The organism is Clostridium sp. AF29-8BH (genome assembly GCF_003478145.1).
GTDB lineage: Bacteria > Bacillota > Clostridia > Lachnospirales > Lachnospiraceae > Otoolea > Otoolea fessa.
The window spans coordinates 53195-72570 of the sequence record NZ_QUEL01000001.1 but is presented as its reverse complement, the minus strand read 5'-3'; the positions used below and the strand labels follow the sequence as shown (position 1 = coordinate 72570).

Genomic DNA, 19376 nt, shown 5'->3' with positions numbered 1-19376 from the left:
TACCTTGATAAAAGCAGTTTCATCCATATACTGGTTTTATGATACCATGTTCTTAGGAAAGGTACAAGCTACGCTTCCTCGGAACCATATAAAATATGTAGGATTACAATACATCGTAAAAGGAACAGAAGAAACTAAACGCTCTCACATTATTTTTACGGATGCCGAATGGCTGCGGACGGATCTTGAAAAATCAATATTTTTTAGAATTTCCCAGCCTTCGCAGCTTCCTCAATTCCTACCGCAACCGCCACAGTAGCGCCGACCATCGGGTTATTACCCATACCGATCAGACCCATCATCTCTACATGAGCCGGTACAGAGGAAGAACCTGCGAACTGTGCATCGGAGTGCATACGTCCCATGGTATCAGTCATACCGTAAGAAGCCGGACCTGCTGCCATGTTATCCGGGTGAAGGGTACGTCCTGTACCGCCGCCGGATGCTACGGAGAAGTATTTCTTGCCTTTCTCTACGCATTCCTTCTTATATGTACCTGCTACCGGATGCTGGAAACGGGTCGGGTTGGTGGAGTTACCGGTGATGGAAACGTCTACGCCCTCTTTCCACATGATCGCTACACCCTCGGTAACGTCATTTGCACCATAACAGTTTACTTTCGCACGAAGTCCCTTGGAGTAAGATTTTCTCCACAGTTCTTTCACTTCGCCTGTGTAATAATCCATCTCTGTCTCTACATATGTAAAGCCGTTGATACGGGAAATGATCTGAGCCGCATCTTTGCCAAGACCGTTTAAGATAACGCGAAGCGGTTTTTTACGAACTTTATTTGCTTTCTCTGCGATACCGATCGCACCCTCTGCGGCTGCAAAGGACTCATGACCTGCCAGGAAGCAGAAGCAGTCGGTTTCTTCTTCCAGAAGCATCTTACCTAAGTTTCCATGTCCCAGACCTACTTTACGCTGATCTGCTACGGAACCCGGAATACAGAATGCCTGCAGTCCCTCGCCGATCGCTGCCGCCGCATCGGCAGCTCTGCGGCAGCCTTTCTTGATTGCGATTGCCGCGCCTACCGTGTAAGCCCAGCACGCATTTTCAAAACAGATTGGCTGGATCTTCTTTACCTGATCGTATACATCCAGTCCGGCATCCTTCGTGATCTTCTCAGCTTCTTCGATCGAAGCAATGCCATAGCTATTTAATACGGAATTGATCTTGTCAATTCGTCTCTCGTATGATTCAAATAATGCCATTGTGATGTTCCTCCTTAACTATGTACCCTGTGATTATTTGTTACTGTTCACGCATACGTGCCCAGCAACGCAATTTTGCCGATGCTTCGCATTCCAAATCGGCAAACTCCGATGTCAGAAATGTATCGTACGGAATTTTCAGTTCAGAAAACTCCTATCTATGTACAATAACGATTATTCCTGTCTCGGATCGATAATCTTAACTGCATCGTCTACACGGCCGTACTGACCTTTTGCCTTCTCATATGCAGTGGTCGGATCGTCGCCCTTCTTGATGAAGTCGGTCATCTTACCTAAGTTTACAAACTGGTAACCAATGATCTGATCTTCTTCATCCAGTGCAATTCCTGTTACATAGCCTTCTGCCATCTCAAGGTAACGCGGACCTTTTTTCAGAGTTCCGTACATCGTACCTACCTGAGAGCGGAGTCCTTTTCCAAGGTCTTCAAGGCCGGCACCAATCGGAAGCCCCTCTTCAGAAAACGCACTCTGCGTTCTGCCATATGCGATCTGGAGGAACAGCTCACGCATGGCGGTGTTGATTGCATCACAGACAAGGTCTGTATTTAATGCTTCCAGTACGGTTCTTCCCGGAAGAATCTCTGCTGCCATCGCTGCAGAATGGGTCATACCAGAACATCCGATCGTCTCTACCAGAGCCTCCTGAATGATACCTTCCTTAACATTCAGGGTCAGCTTACAAGCACCCTGCTGCGGCGCACACCAGCCAACACCGTGTGTTAAACCGGAAATATCCTTTACTTCTTTGGACTTAACCCACTTTGCCTCCTCCGGGATCGGAGCAGCGCCGTGATTTACGCCCTGGGCTACTGGACACATATTTTCTACTTCTTGTGAATAAATCATTATAAGACTCCTTTCGAAATGATTGGATTTTGTACTTTGTTAATTTTATCACATCAATCCTGTCCCTATTATCTCACGAAATTCTCAATTCGTCCATATGTTTTTTGTAACTTTTCAGACGGTTTTCTCATCTTTCTTTCTCTCCAAAAAAACATACAAAAACACGACAAAACTAACGAACAGAATACATCCCTTTACCATGCTGGAAATACTTAACGCCCACCAGATACCGCTAAGTCCCATCACAGAGGACAACAACACCGCCACTGGGATGCGCGCGGAGGTAAAGGTCACGCTGACGATCGACGGATACAGCGTCCGCCCCAGACCGGAAAACGCACCGATCGAGGTCTGTTCCACCATCATAAACATCTGGCTCAGTCCCACGATCCGCAGGTAATTGACGCCGATCGCCATGACCTCTTCTTCCTGCAAAAAGATCGAGAACAACAGACGCGCCATTCCGATCAGCAAAAATGTCGTGCAGAGTCCCCACGCCGCCGTCATCGCGATCGCACAGAAATAGCCGCGGCGCACACGGTCATACCGCTTCGCCCCATAATTCTGTCCGAGGAATGCATTGACTGCCGCCGAAAAGCCATCTCCGACCATCCAGGAAACGGATTCAATCTGACTGCCAACACGCTGTGCCGCCACTGCTAGATCACCCCATCCGGTGATAAGGCGGGTCAGAATCATCGAAATTCCTGCGTAAATCAGGTTCTGCACCGCCGACGGCACACCGATCCTCACGATCTCCCTCCAAACCTTCACCGGAACCAGCACCCAGAGACGCAGATGCGGAAACAGCACCTTTTCCCGCAGGACTGCCTTGAAAAACAGGAGGCTTACGAGCGCCTGTGCCGTGACCGTCGCAGCCGCTGCTCCGCTGACTCCCAGTTCCGGAAATGGTCCGATTCCAAAGATCAGCACCGGATCCAGCACAACATTGAAGACAAGCCCCGCCACGTTGACGATAAACGGTGTCCGGCTGTTTCCCGCCGCCGTCAAAAGTCCGGTCAAGATCGCATTTAGATAAGAAAAGATCACAAGCCCACAGGCGATCCGCACATACCATTCTGCCTGTGCAATCACCTCCGGGCTGTTTAATTTAAAAAATCCAATTAACCGACTGGCTCCAAAGAGCGAAACCAGCCCATACAGCACGGCAAACAAAATTCCCAACTGCAGCGCACCTCTCGCATACTGCGCCGCACTGTCATTTTCTCCCGCACCAAGACAATGGGCGGTCTTTACCTGACCGCCCGTCCTCGCCAAAATCGCAAATCCCTGTGAAAACCAGGTATACATACCTGCCGATCCCACCGCCGTGACGGCGCCTGCCCCGAGGCGTCCGATCCACGCCATATCAGTCAGATTGTAAAGCATCTGAACCAGAGAGGTCGCCATGATCGGAAGCGCCAGCCGGGTCAGTGCCGGGGCGATTGCTTCATTCAGCAAATCTACATGATGAGATTTCATTATTTTGCAGAAAGATACTCGTCGATGCCTCTTGCACCTGCTCGTCCGGCTTCCATCGCGAGAATAACCGTAGCCGCGCCAGTCACTGCGTCGCCTCCGGCGTAAACGCCCTCTTTCGTTGTCTTTCCATTGCTCTCATCCGCCACGATACATCTCCAGCGGTTGATCTCCAGACCTTTGGTCGTATTGGAAATCAGCGGGTTCGGGGAAGTACCCAGCGCCATGATAACGGTATCTGCATCGATCGTGAAATCAGAACCGACCACCTCAATCGGACGTCTTCTTCCAGATTCATCCGGCTCGCCAAGCTCCATATGGCGGCATACGATGCCTTTGACCCATCCGTTCTCATCCTCGAGAATCTCAACCGGGTTGGTCAGAAGGTCAAAATGGATGCCCTCCTCTTTTGCGTGATGTACTTCCTCCACACGTGCCGGAAGCTCTTTCTCACTTCTTCTATATACAATATGAACTTCTGCACCGAGACGCAGAGCCGTTCTTGCCGCATCCATCGCTACGTTTCCGCCGCCGACTACAACTACCTTCTTCGATTCCATGATCGGTGTGTCATAATCATCGCGGAATGCCTTCATCAGGTTATTTCTGGTCAGGTACTCATTTGCGGAAAATACGCCGTTGGCATTTTCACCCGGAATACCCATGAACTTCGGAAGTCCGGCACCAGAACCGATGAAGACTGCCTGGAAACCTTCTTCATCCATCAGCTCGTCGATTGTGATAGATTTTCCGATAACTACGTTTGTCTCAATCTTAACGCCCAGCTTGCGGACATTCTCGATCTCCGGCTGTACAACGCCGCTCTTCGGAAGACGGAACTCCGGAATGCCGTAGGTCAATACTCCGCCCGGCTCATGAAGTGCCTCGAAAATGGTTACTTCATAGCCCAGTTTTGCCAGATCGCCTGCACAGGTCAGACCTGCAGGACCGGAGCCGATGACTGCTACTTTCTTTCCGTTTGTCTTCTCCGGCGCTGCCGGTACAAAACCATGCTCACGGGACCAGTCTGCCACGAAGCGCTCAAGTTTACCAATGGAAACCGCCTCGCCCTTGATACCGCGCACACACTGTCCCTCACACTGGGATTCCTGTGGGCAGACACGTCCACAGACTGCCGGAAGTGCCGAAGAAAGTGCGATGACTTTCGCTGCCTCCTCAATATTTCCCGCTTTTACTTCCTGGATAAACGCCGGAATATTGATGGAAACCGGGCATCCAGCGATACATTTTGCATTTTTACAGTTCAGACATCTCTCAGACTCCGCAACTGCTTCTTCCATATTATAGCCGAGGCATACCTCTTTAAAATTAGTCGCACGTACCTTCGGATCCTGCTCTCTGACCGGCACCTTTTTCATCATATCTCTCTTTGCTTCCATTATTTGTCACCTCCGCACTGTCCGCATCCGCCGTGATGAGTATCGCCCTCTTTCAAGCGCAGCATCGCTCTGCCTTCCTGAGTCTTATAAATTCTCTGACGTTCCATCGCCTCGTCAAAATTAACAAGATGTCCATCAAACTCCGGTCCGTCTACGCAGGCAAATTTGACCTGGTCGCCTACGGTGACACGACAGGCACCACACATACCGGTTCCATCTACCATGATCGGGTTCAGGCTGACAATCGTCGGAATCTCCAGTTTTTTCGTCAGCAGGCAGACAAATTTCATCATGATCATCGGTCCGATTGCAACACAGACATCGTACTTGCGTCCCTGTTTTTCAACTAAATCCTCGATGACACCTGTAACCATACCTTTAATGCCAAAGCTGCCATCATCGGTTGTGATGTAAAGGTTTCCGGCTGCCTTCTCCATCTCCTCGGTCAGAATCAGCAGATCTTTGGTCTTAGAACCTACGATAACATCTACATCAATGCCGTGCTCATGCATCCATTTTACCTGCGGATAAACCGGAGCCGCACCGACGCCGCCGGCTACGAAGAGGTATTTCTTCTTTTTCAGCTCTTCTATATTCTCATGAATAAACTCGGACGGATTTCCAAGCGGTCCTACGAAATCATGGAATGCATCCCCAGCCTTGAGGGTGCTCATCTTCTCGGTAGAAGCTCCCACGGTCTGGAATACGATCGTGATCGTTCCTGCCTGACGGTCAAAATCACAGATGGTCAGCGGGATTCTCTCGCCCTCTTCGCCCATCTTGACGATGACAAATTCGCCCGGCTCACATGCACGCGCTACACGCGGTGCTTCTACAACCATCAGATAAATCTTATCTGCCAGTTTTTCAGCTTTTAAAATCGGGTACATTCTATTCCTCCTTACTGTTATATGAACATTTTATTGTTTGACTTTTCAGAATTCTCAATTATTTTACCACTTTGTCCTATTTTTGACAACCTTAGAGCGATTCCTTTTCCAGCTTCCGATATTCCCTGAATTCATAGCACAAATTGAAAAATGTCTGCTCGCCGCTTCGTCTTACCAGTTCCCAGCCTTCTTTCTCCAGATCAACCATGTGTGTGTCTGCCACATAGGAAAAATCAATCCAGGTGATCTGCGCTGTGTCGCAGAACGGAAGGAACTGCCGGTAAACCGACTCGCCGCCGATGATGACGACGTCTACATCTGTCAGATGTTTTTCCTGTTTCAGCTCGTCAATCCGCACCAGCGTCTCCTCGACACTGTGGCAGATCTCTGCCCCCTTTACGCTCAGAGCCTTCTTTTTTGTCAAAATCAGGTTGATTCTGCCATCCAGCGGTCGCTGAGCCGGGAAGGTCAGAAACGTTTTATAGCCCATCACGATGATTTTTCCCATCGTTTCCTGCCGGAATAATTTCTGATCCGCCGGGATCACCGTCAGCATCTGCCCTTTATTGCCGATACCCCAGTTCCGATCCACTGCCGCAATCAGCTGAAAATGTCTCGGAAACCGTTCCGGAAACTGTCTTTTGAGTGTCTTCATCATGCTCGCCGCATTGATATAGAATGCCTCGTCTGGCTGTTCTTTCTTATCTACATGAGAATGGAACACGCGCTCCATCTCCCGAAGCGCCGCCTCTTCTTCCGGGAACCGGTTCATAATATCAATCATGGCATTACGGCTGTCACGAAGCTTCTGCATCAGGACATCCCAGATCGCCGCCTTATCCGCTTCACTGACAAAGCCATAGTGGTTTAAAATAATCTCTTTTGCATCCAATTCCGATGAATACTCGATCGATTCTTCTGCCGCCTTATAGTCTACCAAAAACGACGGCATATAACTCCCATCATGCCCCATGACGCCTACCGTCTCACTGCACAGCATCAACTCATCGTCAATCAGGTAAGACATGGAACATTTCGTGTGGCCGATCGTCGCAAACGCGTAGATCGTATGGTCGCCCAGTTCGATCGTCTCGCCGTCCTCCAGCGATACATCAATCTGTAAATCTGCATCGTCATATTCCGAATCCCATGGAAGCCCCGCCGCTTCTGCCGCCTCGCCGCTTAGACGCCGGATCGTCTTCAAAGCGCCCGGTTTCACTAAAATTTCTTTTGCGCGCTCGGAAGCATATGTTTTCACCCCCGGCCATGCTTTCCGCACCGCCGGAAGCCCCGCTACATGATCATAATGGGAATGGGATAAAAGAACCGCGTCTAACTCTGCATCGCCTAGTTCTCTTTTTATATTTTCCACCATCTGATCGGCAGCATACGCCATCCCCGCCTCGAACAGGAGATTGGCTTTTCCCTTTATCAAAAACACCGCACCGCTTCCGCAGCCAGATACATCGATCACCGTCATTGCTTTCTCATCCTTTTTGTTTGAATTTAAAATCGAACCGAGAAAATTTGAACAAAAACAAATCCTCAAATCCATATTTCGTATTTGATTTTACTGGATCTTTATGAAAAATACAAGGACTGGTTCAAATCAGATGAATGTAAGGAATAATAGGGTAACTGTTCACAAATAGGAATTTTCTGAACTGAAAATTCCGTACGATACAGTTCTCGCAGCAGATTTTGCCGATTTGGAATGCGCAGCATCGGCAAAATCCCGTTGCTGGGCACACATGTGTGAGCAGTAACATAATGGGATTTTTAATAACAGAATGCCGCAATTTCATTCCAAACAAACGGAACAATATCTGAGCGGGTGTGGCTGGGATACTCGGACAGATTTTCTAAATTATAAAAAGGATCGGCACCGATATGAAATCGTGTGTTTCGTTACACAGATTCCGGATCAGCGCCGATCCTCTGGGTGGTTGGTTTTAATTTAGTAAATTATGGGGAAGAGCTGCGCCCCAGCATGCTCAGTGGCTTCAGCGTGCTCAGTGCCCCAGCTCAAAAAAGCTGCGCTTTTTCGCTGGACGGGCTGCGCCCTATAAATCAGTCCAGCAAGACAGTTCCTTATGGGCAAGCACAACGTTCCTGTCTTACTGCCCTGCTTTGCACTGCTTATGCCTCAACCATGTACGGATATGTTACATCCAGGCACGGTACTCTGAGTTCTTTGATGGTTCTCGGGCTTAACCAGCGATACATGTTGATCTCGCTGCCGGCTTTGTCGTTGGTTCCGGATGCTCTTGCACCACCGAACGGCTGCTGGCCGATAACTGCACCGGTCGGCTTGTCGTTGATGTAGAAGTTTCCGGCTGTTCCTTTAAGTGCATCTTCCATCTTAACGATAGCTTCTCGGCCATCTGCAAAGATTGCTCCGGACAGACCATAGGACGTTGCGGTATCGCAGCTTGCCAGAGTCTCATCCAGTTTGTCATCCGGATATACATATACGGTCATAACCGGTCCAAAAATTTCCTCTACCATAGTCTTGAAATCTGGCTTCTTAGCCTCAATCAGGGTCGGATATATGAAATATCCCTTGGAATCATCGTATCCGCCGCAGATAACTTCTGCATCCTCGGATGCTTTTGCATAGTCGATGTACTCTTTGTTGGTCTTGAATGCGGATGCATCGATAACAGCGCCCATCAGGTTTCTGAAATCGGTTATATCGCCAATTTTAATCTTCTCAATCTCTGCCAGCATACCCTCTTTAACCTGCGGCCAGATGCTTGCCGGAACAAATGCACGGGAAGCTGCGGAGCACTTCTGTCCCTGATACTCGTAGGATGCTCTTGTCAGAGCTGCTACCAGACCCGGTACATCTGCGGAATTGTGAGCAAAGATGAAGTCCTTTCCACCAGTCTCGCCAACCAGACGCGGATATGTTTTGTATTTCTTGATGTTCTCGCCTACTAAGGAGTAAACACCGCTGAATACTTCGGTAGAACCTGTGAAATGGAATCCTGCCAGATTCGGATCGCTTAATACGTACTTGCTCATGTCAGAACCACGGCTCGGTACGAAGTTGATAACACCTGCCGGAAGTCCTGCAGCCATCAGGGCCTGCATTACATAGTAGTTGGAAAGAACTGCTGTGGTAGCCGGTTTCCAGAGAACTACGTTACCTGCGATCGCCGGAGCGGTCGGAAGGTTAGCACCGATGGATGTGAAGTTGAATGGGGAAATCGCGGTTACGAAACCTTCCAGTGGACGGTACTCGATGCGGTTCCAAACATTCGGTGTGTTGTTCGGCTGTCTGTCATAAATCTGCTGTAAGTAGTATACGTTGAAACGAAGGAAATCAATCAGCTCGCAGGTATCAATCTCAGCCTGATATGCGGTCTTGCTCTGTCCTAACATGGTAGCTGCATTTACTTTATCTCTCATCGGACCAGCGATTAAATCAGCTGCTTTTAAAAAGATAGATACGCGGTGTTCCATCGGCATCTCGGTCCATGCTTTTCTAGCTGCCAGAGCCGCTGCGATTGCATCCTTTAACTCTTTCTCACCGCCGGAAGCTGCTTCTGCGATTACATGAGCATGGTCATGCGGCATAACTGCTTTGGTTTTTCTCTCTGTCCAAACTTCCTTACCACCGATGATCATCGAACCTGAACAACCTGTGCGGACTGGCGCTCCAGTTCTTTCTTTAAGCTGGCTCTCTCCGGGCTTCCTGGAAGATATGCTTTTACCGGCTCATTTTTCGGCATCTCTACTTTGAAATATCCATTGCTCATTGTTCATCTCTCCTTTTTGACATTTTGTCTCATTCGTGATTATGATATGAAAACTTTTTTCGCTTTATTTTCATTAAATCTAACTCTTTCTTGTTATTTTTCATATTAATGAATTTCTATGGCTAAATATTAGCACGTTTTTCATTTTGTGTCAATACTATTTCATATTTAAAAATACATATTTTCATTATGTTTTTCTGTGCATATCGCATAATATCTTTGCTTTTTCCTGTATTCTGTTTTGGATTGTAATTTTTATCGATCTTACTGTTCACGCATACGTGCCCAGTAACGGAATTTGCCGTGGCTTCGCATTTAAATACGGCAAATTCCTGCTGCCACCACGTTTTCTTACGGCACTTTCGCTTCCAAAAGTGCCCACCCGGGAACAGTAACTATCGATTCTTGTAATTCTGTATGTTTTTTTATGCTTTGTTTACGGGACATGGTTTTTGTGGTATACTGATCCCGCCTGAAACAACTCACAAAAGTGAGTTTATCCTGAAAATAATTCACTTATATGAAAAAGGAGTTTGATTATGCTTAAATTAGAACGTACCAGCGTCATGAATCTGGAAAATGCCATGCGCGGTGCCCGCAATCCGATGAACAGCTGGGGACGGATGGACAGCTTTTATGATGAGAATGGCAAATATAAACTGGGACCGAATGATCTCGACCTTGCGAAACGTCTCCGCAAAGCAGGCAGCGACCACCGCAAGTTTCTGCGCCAGGTATTTGTCTCAGTCGATGTGACCGCACCTCTCTACTGGTGGAAAGAATATGATACTTATAAAGTAGCGACCGTCGCCAATTCAACCAGCACGATGCACAAAATCGCCAGCAAACCGTTTTCGATGGACGATTTCAGCTGCGACCACATGACAGCCGGAACACGCGCATTTATGGAAACAGTTGTCGCCAAGCTGGAGGAAATCCGCCTGCGTTATCTGGAGACAAAGAATAAGGATGACTGGTATGATATGATCCAGCTGCTGCCGAGCAGTTATAATCAGATGCGGACTTGTTCGTTTAATTATGAGACACTGATTAATATTTATTATGCCAGAAAGGATCATAAGCTGGCGGAGTGGCATACATTCTGTGACTGGATCAAGACTTTGCCGTATGGGGAAGAATTGATTATTGGGGAAGGGAAATAAATAGATAGCTAAATAATTTGATTGTCGTGGATGGGACGGAGAAAAAGCCGCCCGGGCAAAAATGATCAGGTTTCGAGGACTGGGATTTTCTAGGCATCTTCGGTTTGATTAAAAACAGAAAGAAATCCTCACAAAGCAAGTTTGTTGCGGTTTCTTTCAACATCAAATCCGAATCTGCCAAGTAAATCCACAGTCTCGAAAATTTCATTTTTGCCCGGGCGGCTTTTTCTCCTGTTTATTGGATGATAACTTGGTAAAATTTAAGATCCTGGTGTCATCCAGCGCATGAATGCGGCTGGATGACGACGTAGGATCTTTTTTTATGACAGTATTGTGTTTATGATTTTAGCTGACATCTACTGTCTTATCTTATTATCTAATAAAGTAATGCCGTCACTGCTAGTCCTTCTTCTAATTGCTGAATGAGCAATTAGAATAGACGTTTAGTTGTGGCAGAGAACTGGCATTCCCTTGTATACTTTCTCGTAGAGAAGTTTTGCTTTATCAACCGGCAGATTGATGCAGCCGTGGCTGCCGGAATACTGGTAGATGGTTCCGCCGAATTTACTTCTCCAGCTTGCGTCATGGAAACCGATGCCGCCGTTGAATGGCATCCAATAGTCTACGTGACTTTCATATTCATATGTGCCGTCTGCCCGTTTGGCGCCGCGCAGAACGCGGTCGGCCTGCTTGTAGGTCAGGCTGTAAATACCTTCCGGGGTTGTGTAGTTTTTGGATACGTTTCCGGTTACGCACGGAGCATCCCAAGTCAGGGCGCCGTTTTCGTACATATATACATGCTGGGCGCCGAAATCAACTTCTGCGTAGGTATTGCCCCAGTCTGCGTCTGAATGGCTGGCTGCCTGCTGGGAGAACTGGACTTCACGTTCCTGATTGATACCTGTCTGCGCCATCAGAACCAGGTTGTCTGTCTCTGCAGTCTGGTCAATCTTCCATCCATAAGGGCCTGTCAAGGCTACCTCTTTTCCGGAAGTGGTATGGAAAGTACGGGTAGTTCCAGCTGTGTCGTATTTCGCTGCCAGCGCCTTGATGTAAGCAGCTGCCTTATCGCGGTCTACAGTAATGACACCATTCTCGCCGCCTGTATACCAGCTGACATATTCAGTACCGGACAGTGTCTCGGTCGCATCACCGATATGGAAGGTGATGGTCGCATTTTTAGCCTGGTTCATCTGGGCGCAGAGTGCTTTTAAGGATGCATCGCCGGAAGTCACCTGGAGCGGTGTGTAACATCCCAATGCTTCCAGATCGATCTCTGTCATGCCGGAGGCGATCGCCGCATTGATCGCCGTCTGTACCTTTGCCTTATCCACAGATTCTCCCTTTACTTCCGGAACAATCGTGAAATCTTTTCCTTCTTCCCAGGCGGATATATGGGCATCTACCGTCGGTGCTACACTATCTGACATACAATTTAAGGAAGCAATGCGGTTTGCAAGCATCGTCTGATCGCAGGAAAGCGGCATCGCGATCGTCAGCGCTCCTGCTCCAGCTACCCCTGCTGCCTGCTGGTCAATCGCTGCCTGCAGCTCATTTGTAATCACTACTTTATAGCCGATCTCCGCTGCGGTGATCTCTTCTGTCTTGCCTCCACGTTCTTTAATCGTTAATTTATAAGAACCGTAATTCTGCTCCAGCTTTGCCTTCGCTTCCTCGTTGCTCATTCCGCCGACTGCGACGCCATTTACACTTGTTCCATTTGCAAAACTGCCATCTGCCAGTACTGGCTGTGCAAACATCAGCACTAGTGCAGCTGCCGCACCAGTCATTTTAAGTATACTCATACTTTTATTTTTCATTTTTCACAAACCTCTCTGCCGCGCCATCCGGCTGCGACCTGCATGTATGGATTCTGAATCCTTATTATAGCAGAGTCGGAAAAAAAGTCCAGACCGATTCTAAAAAAGATCGTCAAAAGATCCAATTCGTAAGAATTTCTTAACGGTTCCTTTTTTCTTTCATTTTTTCCATATTCATGATTGCAGTTTTTCCATTTTGCAGTATGATGGTATTCATTGCAAATGGGAAGTATAACTTTCAGGACGTCCTTAAAAATGTTTAAAATTTTCATGTTCCCAAAAGCGCCAAAAGGACCGCCGCATCTGGCATGCCCTCTTCTAAGTAAACAAGATTTTTATTGTTATCTTGGTCTGCTTAAAAGGAAATATGCCAGTCTGCGGCAGTCCTTCTTTCTATTTCCGGTCAATTTCCGGATTGACATGCACCATAATGTGTTTTACCTTCGGAAATGTCTTTTCAATGCTGTTATGCACCAACTCGGCAATCTTGTGCGCCTCCCGCAGCGGCATGGAACCGTCTACCTCAATCTCAATGTCCGCATAAATTTTATTGCCAAAGATCCGCGTCTGAAGCAGGTCAATCCGCGCCACATCTGGATTCTGAAGAACGCAGGCGCGCAGCTGTTCTTCGGTCTTCTCATCACAGGAATGATCGACCATTTTATCCATCGCATCTTTAAAAATCTCATACGCTGCTTTCACGATAAAGACGAAAATAACCAGGCTCGCGATCGGATCCATGACCGGAAATCCCATTCTCGCGCCCACGATTCCGACCAGCGCACCGATCGAGGAAAACGCATCGGAACGGTGATGCCATGCATCTGCCATCAGTGCGCTGGAATCAATCTTTTTCGCATAATATCGGGTGTACCAGTACATCGCTTCTTTACTGACAATGGATATAACAGCCGCTGCCAGCGCCAGCATTCCCGGAACCTGCAGGTGACTGTATTCTCCCTTGAGCACGTCCGTAAGCGCCTCCACGCCAATCCCCAGACCTGTCATAAAGAGAACCATCGAGAGGACAATCGCAGCCACACACTCCATCCGCTCATGTCCATACGGGTGCTCCTTGTCCGGCTGTTTGGACGACAGCTTAATTCCAATCACCACGATCATCGTGCTGAACACATCGGACGCCGAATGGATACTGTCACTGATCATCGCATTCGAATGTGCGAACACACCCGCTAACAGCTTCATAAACGACAAAAGGATGTTCACTACTATCGTTACAAAAGACACCTGATTTGCCACCTTCTGAAAATCGTTCTGTTTCATATTCGTTACCTCCAAAAAATATCTCATGGCACTAACGATAGGTGGGTGCTGCGGTTTAACCCGTAAAAAAGTATAAAAAAACACCCACGAACCAGTATGAGTAACTACTGTCCCGTGGATGAAACTAACTTCCACTGTCGCTTCTGCGACCCGACCCCATGATATTCACGGTCTGCTCAGTTTGTACTGTAGTTTGATATGCAGTGCAAAGAGTTTATGATGAATAATAGCACAAGTTTACTTAGTTGTCAATATCGGGAAACGCCCTTTCTTCCATAATTTATTTCTTCAATTCCTTAATCCCAGCCTCAAGCCCTGCCGCCGTCAGCGGAAACATCGGGATCTCATCTCGGATCAGGCTGATCGTGTACGCACCGTAGGCATATGCCCAGTTATTTTCCCGCATCGGGTTCAGCCAGATCGCCGACGGAAAACGCCGGTGCATCTCCTGCAGCCAGTAAATGCCCGTCCGTTCGTTGCTGTGGAAATAGTCGAGACTGCCGCCGCGGTACAGAAGTTCCGACGGCGCCATCGACGCATCCCCGACCAGAATTACCTTGTATTCCGGTTTCAGGTTGTGAAAGACCCACTCGGTCGAGATCTTATCCCGCCAGGAGCAGGACGGCGTCGTAAACAGCTGATCGTAGAAACAGTTGTGGAAATAATAAATCTTCAAATCCTTAAAATGGGACGACTGATTGACCGCCTGGAACAGCCGGTTGCACAGATCCGCATATGCCCACATCGACCCGCCGCTATCCATCAGAAGCAGGAGCTTCGTCTGGTTCTTTCTAGGGCGCTCCATGACGAGCTCCAGACGTCCGCCTTCGTCACAGGTCTTCTCGATCGTTTTCTCCACATTGAGTTCCGTTTTCGGTCCATCCTCACGGCAGGATAAAAGACGCAGCTTTTTGAGAGCCACCTGGAACTGCCGGATCTGGATAACCGCATCGTCGCGGAAATCGCGGTAATTCCGCTGTTCCGCCACCTGCAGCGCGCTCCGGTTTTTGCCCGGTCCGCCCACGCGGATGCCCTTCGGGCTGTAACCGGAATGTCCAAATGCCGACGTACCGCCGGTTCCAATCCACTTATTGCCGCCGTGGTGCTGCTCATGCTGCTCTTTCAGTCGTTCCGCCATCATTTTACGGATATCGTCCAGATCAAGTCCCGCAAACCGCGCATCGACCTCATCCTTATCATACGGCGTCTGCGCGTGCGCCTTGGCAAGCCAGTCTAAGACCTCCTTCGGAAGTTCCTCAAACGTCTGCACATTTTTAAAATATGCCAGAAATGCCTGGTCAAATTTGTCATATTCGGACTCTTTTTTGACCAGAACCGCCCTCGCCATATAGTAAAACTCCGTCAGGCTCGCGTCGTTCAGGTTCATTTCCAGCGCATCCATCAGGCTGTTCCACTCATTGAGGCTCGTCTTCATCCCGTAAGAACGGAGTAGATACAGAAAATCAGTAAACATATCGGTTATTCTCCACCAGCTTTAAATCCTCTGTCTTTTTTAAGAGTACCCCCGCAAACGGGATCTCCTTTTCCAGCTTCTCCACCGGCACGCCGCCGATCACAAGCGCCTGAATCCAGTCCAACACCTCGGAGGTACTCGGCTTCTTCTGCAGGCCGCGCAGATCGCGCACCCGGTAGAAGGCGTCCAGCACGCCGTCGATCAGCTTCTGGTCGAGATCCGGGTAATGTGCCTTGATGATCTTCTCCATCATCGGCTGCTCCGGGAATGCAATATAATGGAAGATACAGCGGCGCAGGAACGCATCCGGCAGCTCCTTCTCCGCATTGGAGGTAATAATCACAATCGGACGGTGCTTCGCTTTGACAGTCTTTCCCGTCTCCGGAATGTAAAATTCCATCTTGTCAAGTTCCCAGAGCAGGTCGTTCGGGAATTCCAAATCCGCTTTATCGATCTCATCGATCAAAAGAACCGTCTGCTTTTCCTTCTCAAATGCCTCTCCCATCTTTCCGAGGCGGATATATCTGGCAATATCATCAACGCCATCCGCACCAAACTGGCTGTCGTAAAGACGCTGTACCGTATCGTACACGTAAAGACCGTCTTGTGCGCGGGTCGTCGATTTAATATTCCAGATCAAAAGTTCCATATCGAGGGATCTGGCAATCGCCTCCGCGAGCATCGTCTTTCCAGTGCCCGGTTCTCCCTTGATTAAGAGCGGCTTTTTGAGCGCCGCCGCAATGTTAACGCTGCGGATCAGTTCATCCGAAGCGATGTATTCGTCACTGCCGTGAAATTGCTGCATGGTAAATTCTCCTTTTAGAAAGTTCTCCTTTTACATAACTGTAAACACTAACAAGGGCAGCATAACGATTCAGGATCCATGCTGACTGCGATCGGTTCGGATCCATCGTTCCTCTCGATCGTCATACATAATCCTGCCCGTTTGCCACCCTATTGATTTGCGATACCAGATGCTCCGCACTATATGCTCCCGCAATCTTCAAAACCATTCGTAATTCGCTCATTTTTCTTTGAAAAATGGCTACTTACTCATGTTTTGGCGGGTCAAAAGGTCAAAAAATTCTCCTGCAAGCAAGCTTGCGTCGAACTTCTGACCTTTTGACCCTGGTATCATCATAATATAGCAATATTCTAATAGTTTGTCAAATCGTATATATGTTAGGATTTCATTAGAAAAACACGATTGTTACTGCTCACTATTCTACTTTGCCACCCGGATATTCTTGCTGCCGCTAAATCCTTCCGGCGGCTCTGTCTCCGTGAGGATCGTCGCTTCTTCAAACCCCCCGAACGTCACCGAACTTACCATGCCGAATTTCTGGCTGTCCGCCAGCACATAGCAGCGCTCTGTCTGGCGCATCGCCTCTTGCTTGACTAATGCCTCATTCGGATCCGGCGTCGTGAAACCGTGGCGCTTGCTGACGCCGTTGGTTCCAAAAAATCCCTTTGTAAAATGATAGCTCTGGATCATCAGGATCGCCTGACTTCCGATGACCGCCTCCGTCGTGCCCTTTAACTCACCGCCAATCAGAATTACGCGGTTTCCGGCGGCTGCCAGCCGTTTGGCATGTGATACCGCATTCGTCACAAACGTGGCGCTGCGCGCCGGAAGATAGTCTAAGATATACCCGGTCGTCGTGCCCGCGTCCAGATAGACAAAATCATCCGGCTGGATAAGTCCCGCCGCAAACTGGGCGATTCTCCTTTTCTCCTCCTGCTGCAATTCCATCTTCTGTGCCACTGACGGCTCGGTTCCCGTAAATGTCCCGTCCGAGGACACCGCGCCGCCAAACACCTTGGTCAGGCGCCCCGCCTTGTCAAGCGCATTCAGATCCCGCCGGATCGTCGATTCCGAAACTCCCAGCACCTCTTTAATCTCAGGAACTGTCACACTCCTCTTTTTATCCAGAAGTTCCAAAATCAGTTCGTATCTTTTTTCTGTCAGCATGACTCTTTTCCTTTCATCTTCTGCTGTGGTTGAACTTTTTTTAGCTCAATTTTTCACTTCTCTCTGTCTTAATATTCTTATCAACTGCAGCTGCTTTCGACAATGACCTTCCGAATCGGCAGCACACGCCCCGGCGATACGGAAAGCTCATCCACACCCATTTTCAGGAATTCTTTTGTCAAACTCAGATCCGCGCCCAATTCGCCGCAGATACCTGCCCAGATGCCCTCAGCGTGCGCATTTTCGACAACCATGCGGATCATCGCCAGTACCGCCGGATGGTGCGGATCGTAAAATGCATCCAGCTCCGGGTTCTGACGGTCAACTGCCAGCGTATACTGGGTCAGGTCGTTCGTTCCGATGCTGAAAAAGTCCACTTTTTTCGCCAGATCCCGGCTTACCATGACTGCCGCCGGGGTTTCAATCATAATGCCCTGCTTCGGATCGCCAAACTGGAGATTCTGTGCGGTCAGCTCCGTCTTGACCTCCTCGACAATCTTCGCAATCGCCTCGACCTCCCAGACACTTGTGATCATCGGATACATGATCTGGAGATTGCCATAGGCACTTGCCCGAAACAGCGCGCGAATCTGTGTCTTGAAAATCTCCGGTCTTGTCAGGCAGATACGGATCGCCCGGCAGCCCATCGCCGGATTTTCCTCTTTTTTCAGTTCAAAATAATCGCACTGCTTGTCCGCGCCGATGTCCAGCGTGCGGATAATGACCGGTTTGCCCGCCATCGTTTCCGCTACCTGTTTATATACCTGGAACTGCTCCTCCTCCGTCGGAAATGTTTCTTTTTCCAGATACAAAAATTCGCTGCGGAACAATCCGATGCCCGCCGCATCGTTCTGAATGACCGACGCCAGATCCTTGCTGTTGCCAATGTTCGCATACAGGCGGATCTTCTTGCCATCCAGAGTGACTGTTTCGCGCCCTTTCAGTGTTTGCAGCAGTTCTTTCTTCTCCTGTTCCTCCCGCTGCCGGCGGCGCATTGTTTCCAATGTCTCCTCATCCGGTTCCACATACAGGACTCCGTTCGTACCATCCACAATCGCAAATTTCCCATCTACCGTCTCATCGAGCGCCACGTCCGTTCCGATCAGAGCCGGAATGCTCATCGTACGCGCCAGGATCGCCGTGTGGGAATTGACGGAACCGTGTACCGTCACAAAGGATAGCACCTTGTCCTTTTCAAGCTGTACCGTCTCTGACGGTGCTAAATCATCTGCCAGAATAATCACCGGCTCGTCCGTATGGATGCCCTGACCTGCGCCTCCGGACAGAACGCGCACAATCCGCTCCGAAATATCTTTGACATCCGCCGCGCGCCCGCGCATATATTCGTCCTCCATCGCCGCAAACATCTGGGCGAAATTGTCACCGGTCACCGCAACCGCATACTCGGCATTGACCTCCTGCGTATCGATGATATTCTGAACCGCGTCCAGATAGTCCTCGTCCTCCAGCATGATCTGGTGAATCTCAAAAATCGCCGCATTCGCCTCGCCAACTTCTTTTACCGCCTTTTCATACAACTCGCCGAGCTGGCGGATGGACTCCTGAACTGCCGCATTAAACCGCGCTTTTTCCTGCTCTGTATTCTCTATTTTCGTCCGCTTTACGGTCTGCTCGCCTTTCTGATACACACATATTTTTCCAACTGCAACACCGCCAAATACACTTTTTCCACGATACGTCTGCATGACCATTCCCCTTTCCATTGATCCATTGTCGAAAAATGCCGCCATGTAATAATCCCTTACATCGCGGCATCTTTGTTAAACTACATATTTTCCTTCATAAACTGGCTGACTGCCTCATAAGCTGCTTCTTCATCCTCACCCTCAAAGGTCAGGGTTACTTCCTGCCCGTTCTTTACTGCCAGTCCCATGATACCGAAAATCTTTTTGCAGTCGCCGCTCTTTCCGTCTTTCGTCAGTTTGATCGTACTCGTAAACTGTTTTGCCGCCTTTACCAGTTCACCTGCCGGGCGTGCGTGGATTCCTTCCGGGTCTGTAATGGTATATTTAAACTCTTTCATGATGA

The 19376-nt window shown here is 48.8% G+C and carries 16 protein-coding genes and 1 riboswitch; of the genes, 1 reads left to right on the top strand and 15 read right to left on the bottom strand.

Annotated elements, in window-relative coordinates; translation table 11 throughout:
* Positions 1 to 203 precede the first annotated feature (203 nt).
* The 8 genes from DWZ16_RS00300 to DWZ16_RS16375 all read right to left on the bottom strand — a co-directional run bounded on the left by DWZ16_RS00300 (position 204) and on the right by DWZ16_RS16375 (position 9614).
* The gene (locus tag DWZ16_RS00300) at positions 204 to 1214 is read right to left on the bottom strand and encodes a GGGtGRT protein (protein ID WP_022359682.1); all 1011 of its coding nucleotides are present in this window, start codon (positions 1212 to 1214) and stop codon (positions 204 to 206) included.
* Between the two features lie 174 nt (positions 1215 to 1388).
* Positions 1389 to 2081, bottom strand: coding sequence for an iron-sulfur cluster assembly scaffold protein (locus tag DWZ16_RS00295; protein WP_022359683.1), 693 nt, complete (start codon positions 2079 to 2081; stop codon positions 1389 to 1391).
* 114 nt (positions 2082 to 2195) lie between these two features.
* Complete coding sequence (locus tag DWZ16_RS00290) at positions 2196 to 3542, bottom strand: MATE family efflux transporter (RefSeq protein WP_333489810.1); 1347 nt, start codon at positions 3540 to 3542, stop codon at positions 2196 to 2198.
* A 20-nt stretch (positions 3543 to 3562) separates the two neighbouring features.
* Complete coding sequence (gltA, locus tag DWZ16_RS00285) at positions 3563 to 4960, bottom strand: NADPH-dependent glutamate synthase (protein ID WP_118482366.1); 1398 nt, start codon at positions 4958 to 4960, stop codon at positions 3563 to 3565.
* Positions 4960 to 5850, bottom strand: coding sequence for a sulfide/dihydroorotate dehydrogenase-like FAD/NAD-binding protein (locus DWZ16_RS00280; protein ID WP_118491812.1), 891 nt, complete (start codon positions 5848 to 5850; stop codon positions 4960 to 4962). Before DWZ16_RS00280 ends, gltA begins: the two co-directional genes overlap by 1 nt.
* A 91-nt stretch (positions 5851 to 5941) precedes the next feature.
* Complete coding sequence (locus tag DWZ16_RS16380; RefSeq protein WP_412694250.1) at positions 5942 to 7330, bottom strand: dihydrofolate reductase; 1389 nt, start codon at positions 7328 to 7330, stop codon at positions 5942 to 5944.
* A gap of 659 nt (positions 7331 to 7989) precedes the next feature.
* Positions 7990 to 9483, bottom strand: a complete 1494-nt coding sequence (gene pruA / locus DWZ16_RS00270) for an L-glutamate gamma-semialdehyde dehydrogenase (RefSeq protein WP_412694249.1) — start codon at positions 9481 to 9483, stop codon at positions 7990 to 7992.
* The gene (locus tag DWZ16_RS16375; RefSeq protein WP_412693966.1) at positions 9480 to 9614 is read right to left on the bottom strand and encodes a hypothetical protein; all 135 of its coding nucleotides are present in this window, start codon (positions 9612 to 9614) and stop codon (positions 9480 to 9482) included. The genes pruA and DWZ16_RS16375 overlap by 4 nt, the downstream gene beginning before the upstream one ends.
* Before the next feature lie 539 nt (positions 9615 to 10153).
* Between DWZ16_RS16375 and DWZ16_RS00265 the strand changes: the two genes are divergently transcribed.
* Positions 10154 to 10777, top strand: a complete 624-nt coding sequence (locus DWZ16_RS00265) for a hypothetical protein (RefSeq protein ID WP_118482364.1) — start codon at positions 10154 to 10156, stop codon at positions 10775 to 10777.
* Positions 10778 to 11220: 443 nt separating this feature from the next.
* Here DWZ16_RS00265 and DWZ16_RS00260 read toward each other — a convergent pair whose 3' ends face one another.
* From DWZ16_RS00260 to DWZ16_RS00225, 7 genes are all read right to left on the bottom strand, one after another.
* Positions 11221 to 12582, bottom strand: coding sequence for a L,D-transpeptidase family protein (locus DWZ16_RS00260; RefSeq protein ID WP_118522156.1), 1362 nt, complete (start codon positions 12580 to 12582; stop codon positions 11221 to 11223).
* Positions 12583 to 12990: 408 nt separating this feature from the next.
* Complete coding sequence (locus DWZ16_RS00250; protein ID WP_118467837.1) at positions 12991 to 13881, bottom strand: cation diffusion facilitator family transporter; 891 nt, start codon at positions 13879 to 13881, stop codon at positions 12991 to 12993.
* A 105-nt stretch (positions 13882 to 13986) separates the two neighbouring features.
* A riboswitch (NiCo riboswitch) is annotated at positions 13987 to 14071 on the bottom strand.
* A 90-nt stretch (positions 14072 to 14161) separates the two neighbouring features.
* On the bottom strand, positions 14162 to 15355 hold the full coding sequence (locus DWZ16_RS00245) for a vWA domain-containing protein (RefSeq protein WP_117796347.1): 1194 nt from the start codon (positions 15353 to 15355) through the stop codon (positions 14162 to 14164).
* The gene (locus DWZ16_RS00240) at positions 15345 to 16160 is read right to left on the bottom strand and encodes an AAA family ATPase (protein WP_022359195.1); all 816 of its coding nucleotides are present in this window, start codon (positions 16158 to 16160) and stop codon (positions 15345 to 15347) included. Before DWZ16_RS00240 ends, DWZ16_RS00245 begins: the two co-directional genes overlap by 11 nt.
* 420 nt (positions 16161 to 16580) lie before the next feature.
* Positions 16581 to 17327: a DeoR/GlpR family DNA-binding transcription regulator gene (locus DWZ16_RS00235; protein WP_117796346.1), complete on the bottom strand. Its 747-nt coding sequence runs from the start codon at positions 17325 to 17327 to the stop codon at positions 16581 to 16583.
* Between the two features lie 80 nt (positions 17328 to 17407).
* A complete protein-coding gene (gene ptsP / locus DWZ16_RS00230) occupies positions 17408 to 19033 on the bottom strand; it encodes a phosphoenolpyruvate--protein phosphotransferase (RefSeq protein ID WP_118492003.1) in 1626 nt (541 codons plus the stop codon).
* Positions 19034 to 19113: 80 nt separating this feature from the next.
* Positions 19114 to 19371 (bottom strand): HPr family phosphocarrier protein, encoded by a 258-nt coding sequence (locus DWZ16_RS00225; RefSeq protein WP_118467833.1) that lies wholly within the window; start codon positions 19369 to 19371, stop codon positions 19114 to 19116.
* Between the last annotated feature and the right edge of the window lie 5 nt (positions 19372 to 19376).

What these genes read in the sequence shown, in the direction of transcription:
- DWZ16_RS16375 (WP_412693966.1), bottom strand. Translation starts at nt 9,614, where the DNA reads ATGAGCAATGGATATTTCAAAGTAGAGATGCCGAAAAATGAGCCGGTA.
- DWZ16_RS00235 (WP_117796346.1), bottom strand. Translation starts at nt 17,327, where the DNA reads ATGCTGACAGAAAAAAGATACGAACTGATTTTGGAACTTCTGGATAAA.
- pruA (WP_412694249.1), bottom strand. Translation starts at nt 9,483, where the DNA reads ATGATCATCGGTGGTAAGGAAGTTTGGACAGAGAGAAAAACCAAAGCA.
- DWZ16_RS00260 (WP_118522156.1), bottom strand. Translation starts at nt 12,582, where the DNA reads ATGAGTATACTTAAAATGACTGGTGCGGCAGCTGCACTAGTGCTGATG.
- DWZ16_RS00240 (WP_022359195.1), bottom strand. Translation starts at nt 16,160, where the DNA reads ATGCAGCAATTTCACGGCAGTGACGAATACATCGCTTCGGATGAACTG.
- DWZ16_RS00295 (WP_022359683.1), bottom strand. Translation starts at nt 2,081, where the DNA reads ATGATTTATTCACAAGAAGTAGAAAATATGTGTCCAGTAGCCCAGGGC.
- DWZ16_RS00280 (WP_118491812.1), bottom strand. Translation starts at nt 5,850, where the DNA reads ATGTACCCGATTTTAAAAGCTGAAAAACTGGCAGATAAGATTTATCTG.
- gltA (WP_118482366.1), bottom strand. Translation starts at nt 4,960, where the DNA reads ATGGAAGCAAAGAGAGATATGATGAAAAAGGTGCCGGTCAGAGAGCAG.
- ptsP (WP_118492003.1), bottom strand. Translation starts at nt 19,033, where the DNA reads ATGCAGACGTATCGTGGAAAAAGTGTATTTGGCGGTGTTGCAGTTGGA.
- DWZ16_RS00250 (WP_118467837.1), bottom strand. Translation starts at nt 13,881, where the DNA reads ATGAAACAGAACGATTTTCAGAAGGTGGCAAATCAGGTGTCTTTTGTA.
- DWZ16_RS00300 (WP_022359682.1), bottom strand. Translation starts at nt 1,214, where the DNA reads ATGGCATTATTTGAATCATACGAGAGACGAATTGACAAGATCAATTCC.
- DWZ16_RS00225 (WP_118467833.1), bottom strand. Translation starts at nt 19,371, where the DNA reads ATGAAAGAGTTTAAATATACCATTACAGACCCGGAAGGAATCCACGCA.
- DWZ16_RS16380 (WP_412694250.1), bottom strand. Translation starts at nt 7,330, where the DNA reads ATGACGGTGATCGATGTATCTGGCTGCGGAAGCGGTGCGGTGTTTTTG.
- DWZ16_RS00265 (WP_118482364.1), top strand. Translation starts at nt 10,154, where the DNA reads ATGCTTAAATTAGAACGTACCAGCGTCATGAATCTGGAAAATGCCATG.
- DWZ16_RS00245 (WP_117796347.1), bottom strand. Translation starts at nt 15,355, where the DNA reads ATGTTTACTGATTTTCTGTATCTACTCCGTTCTTACGGGATGAAGACG.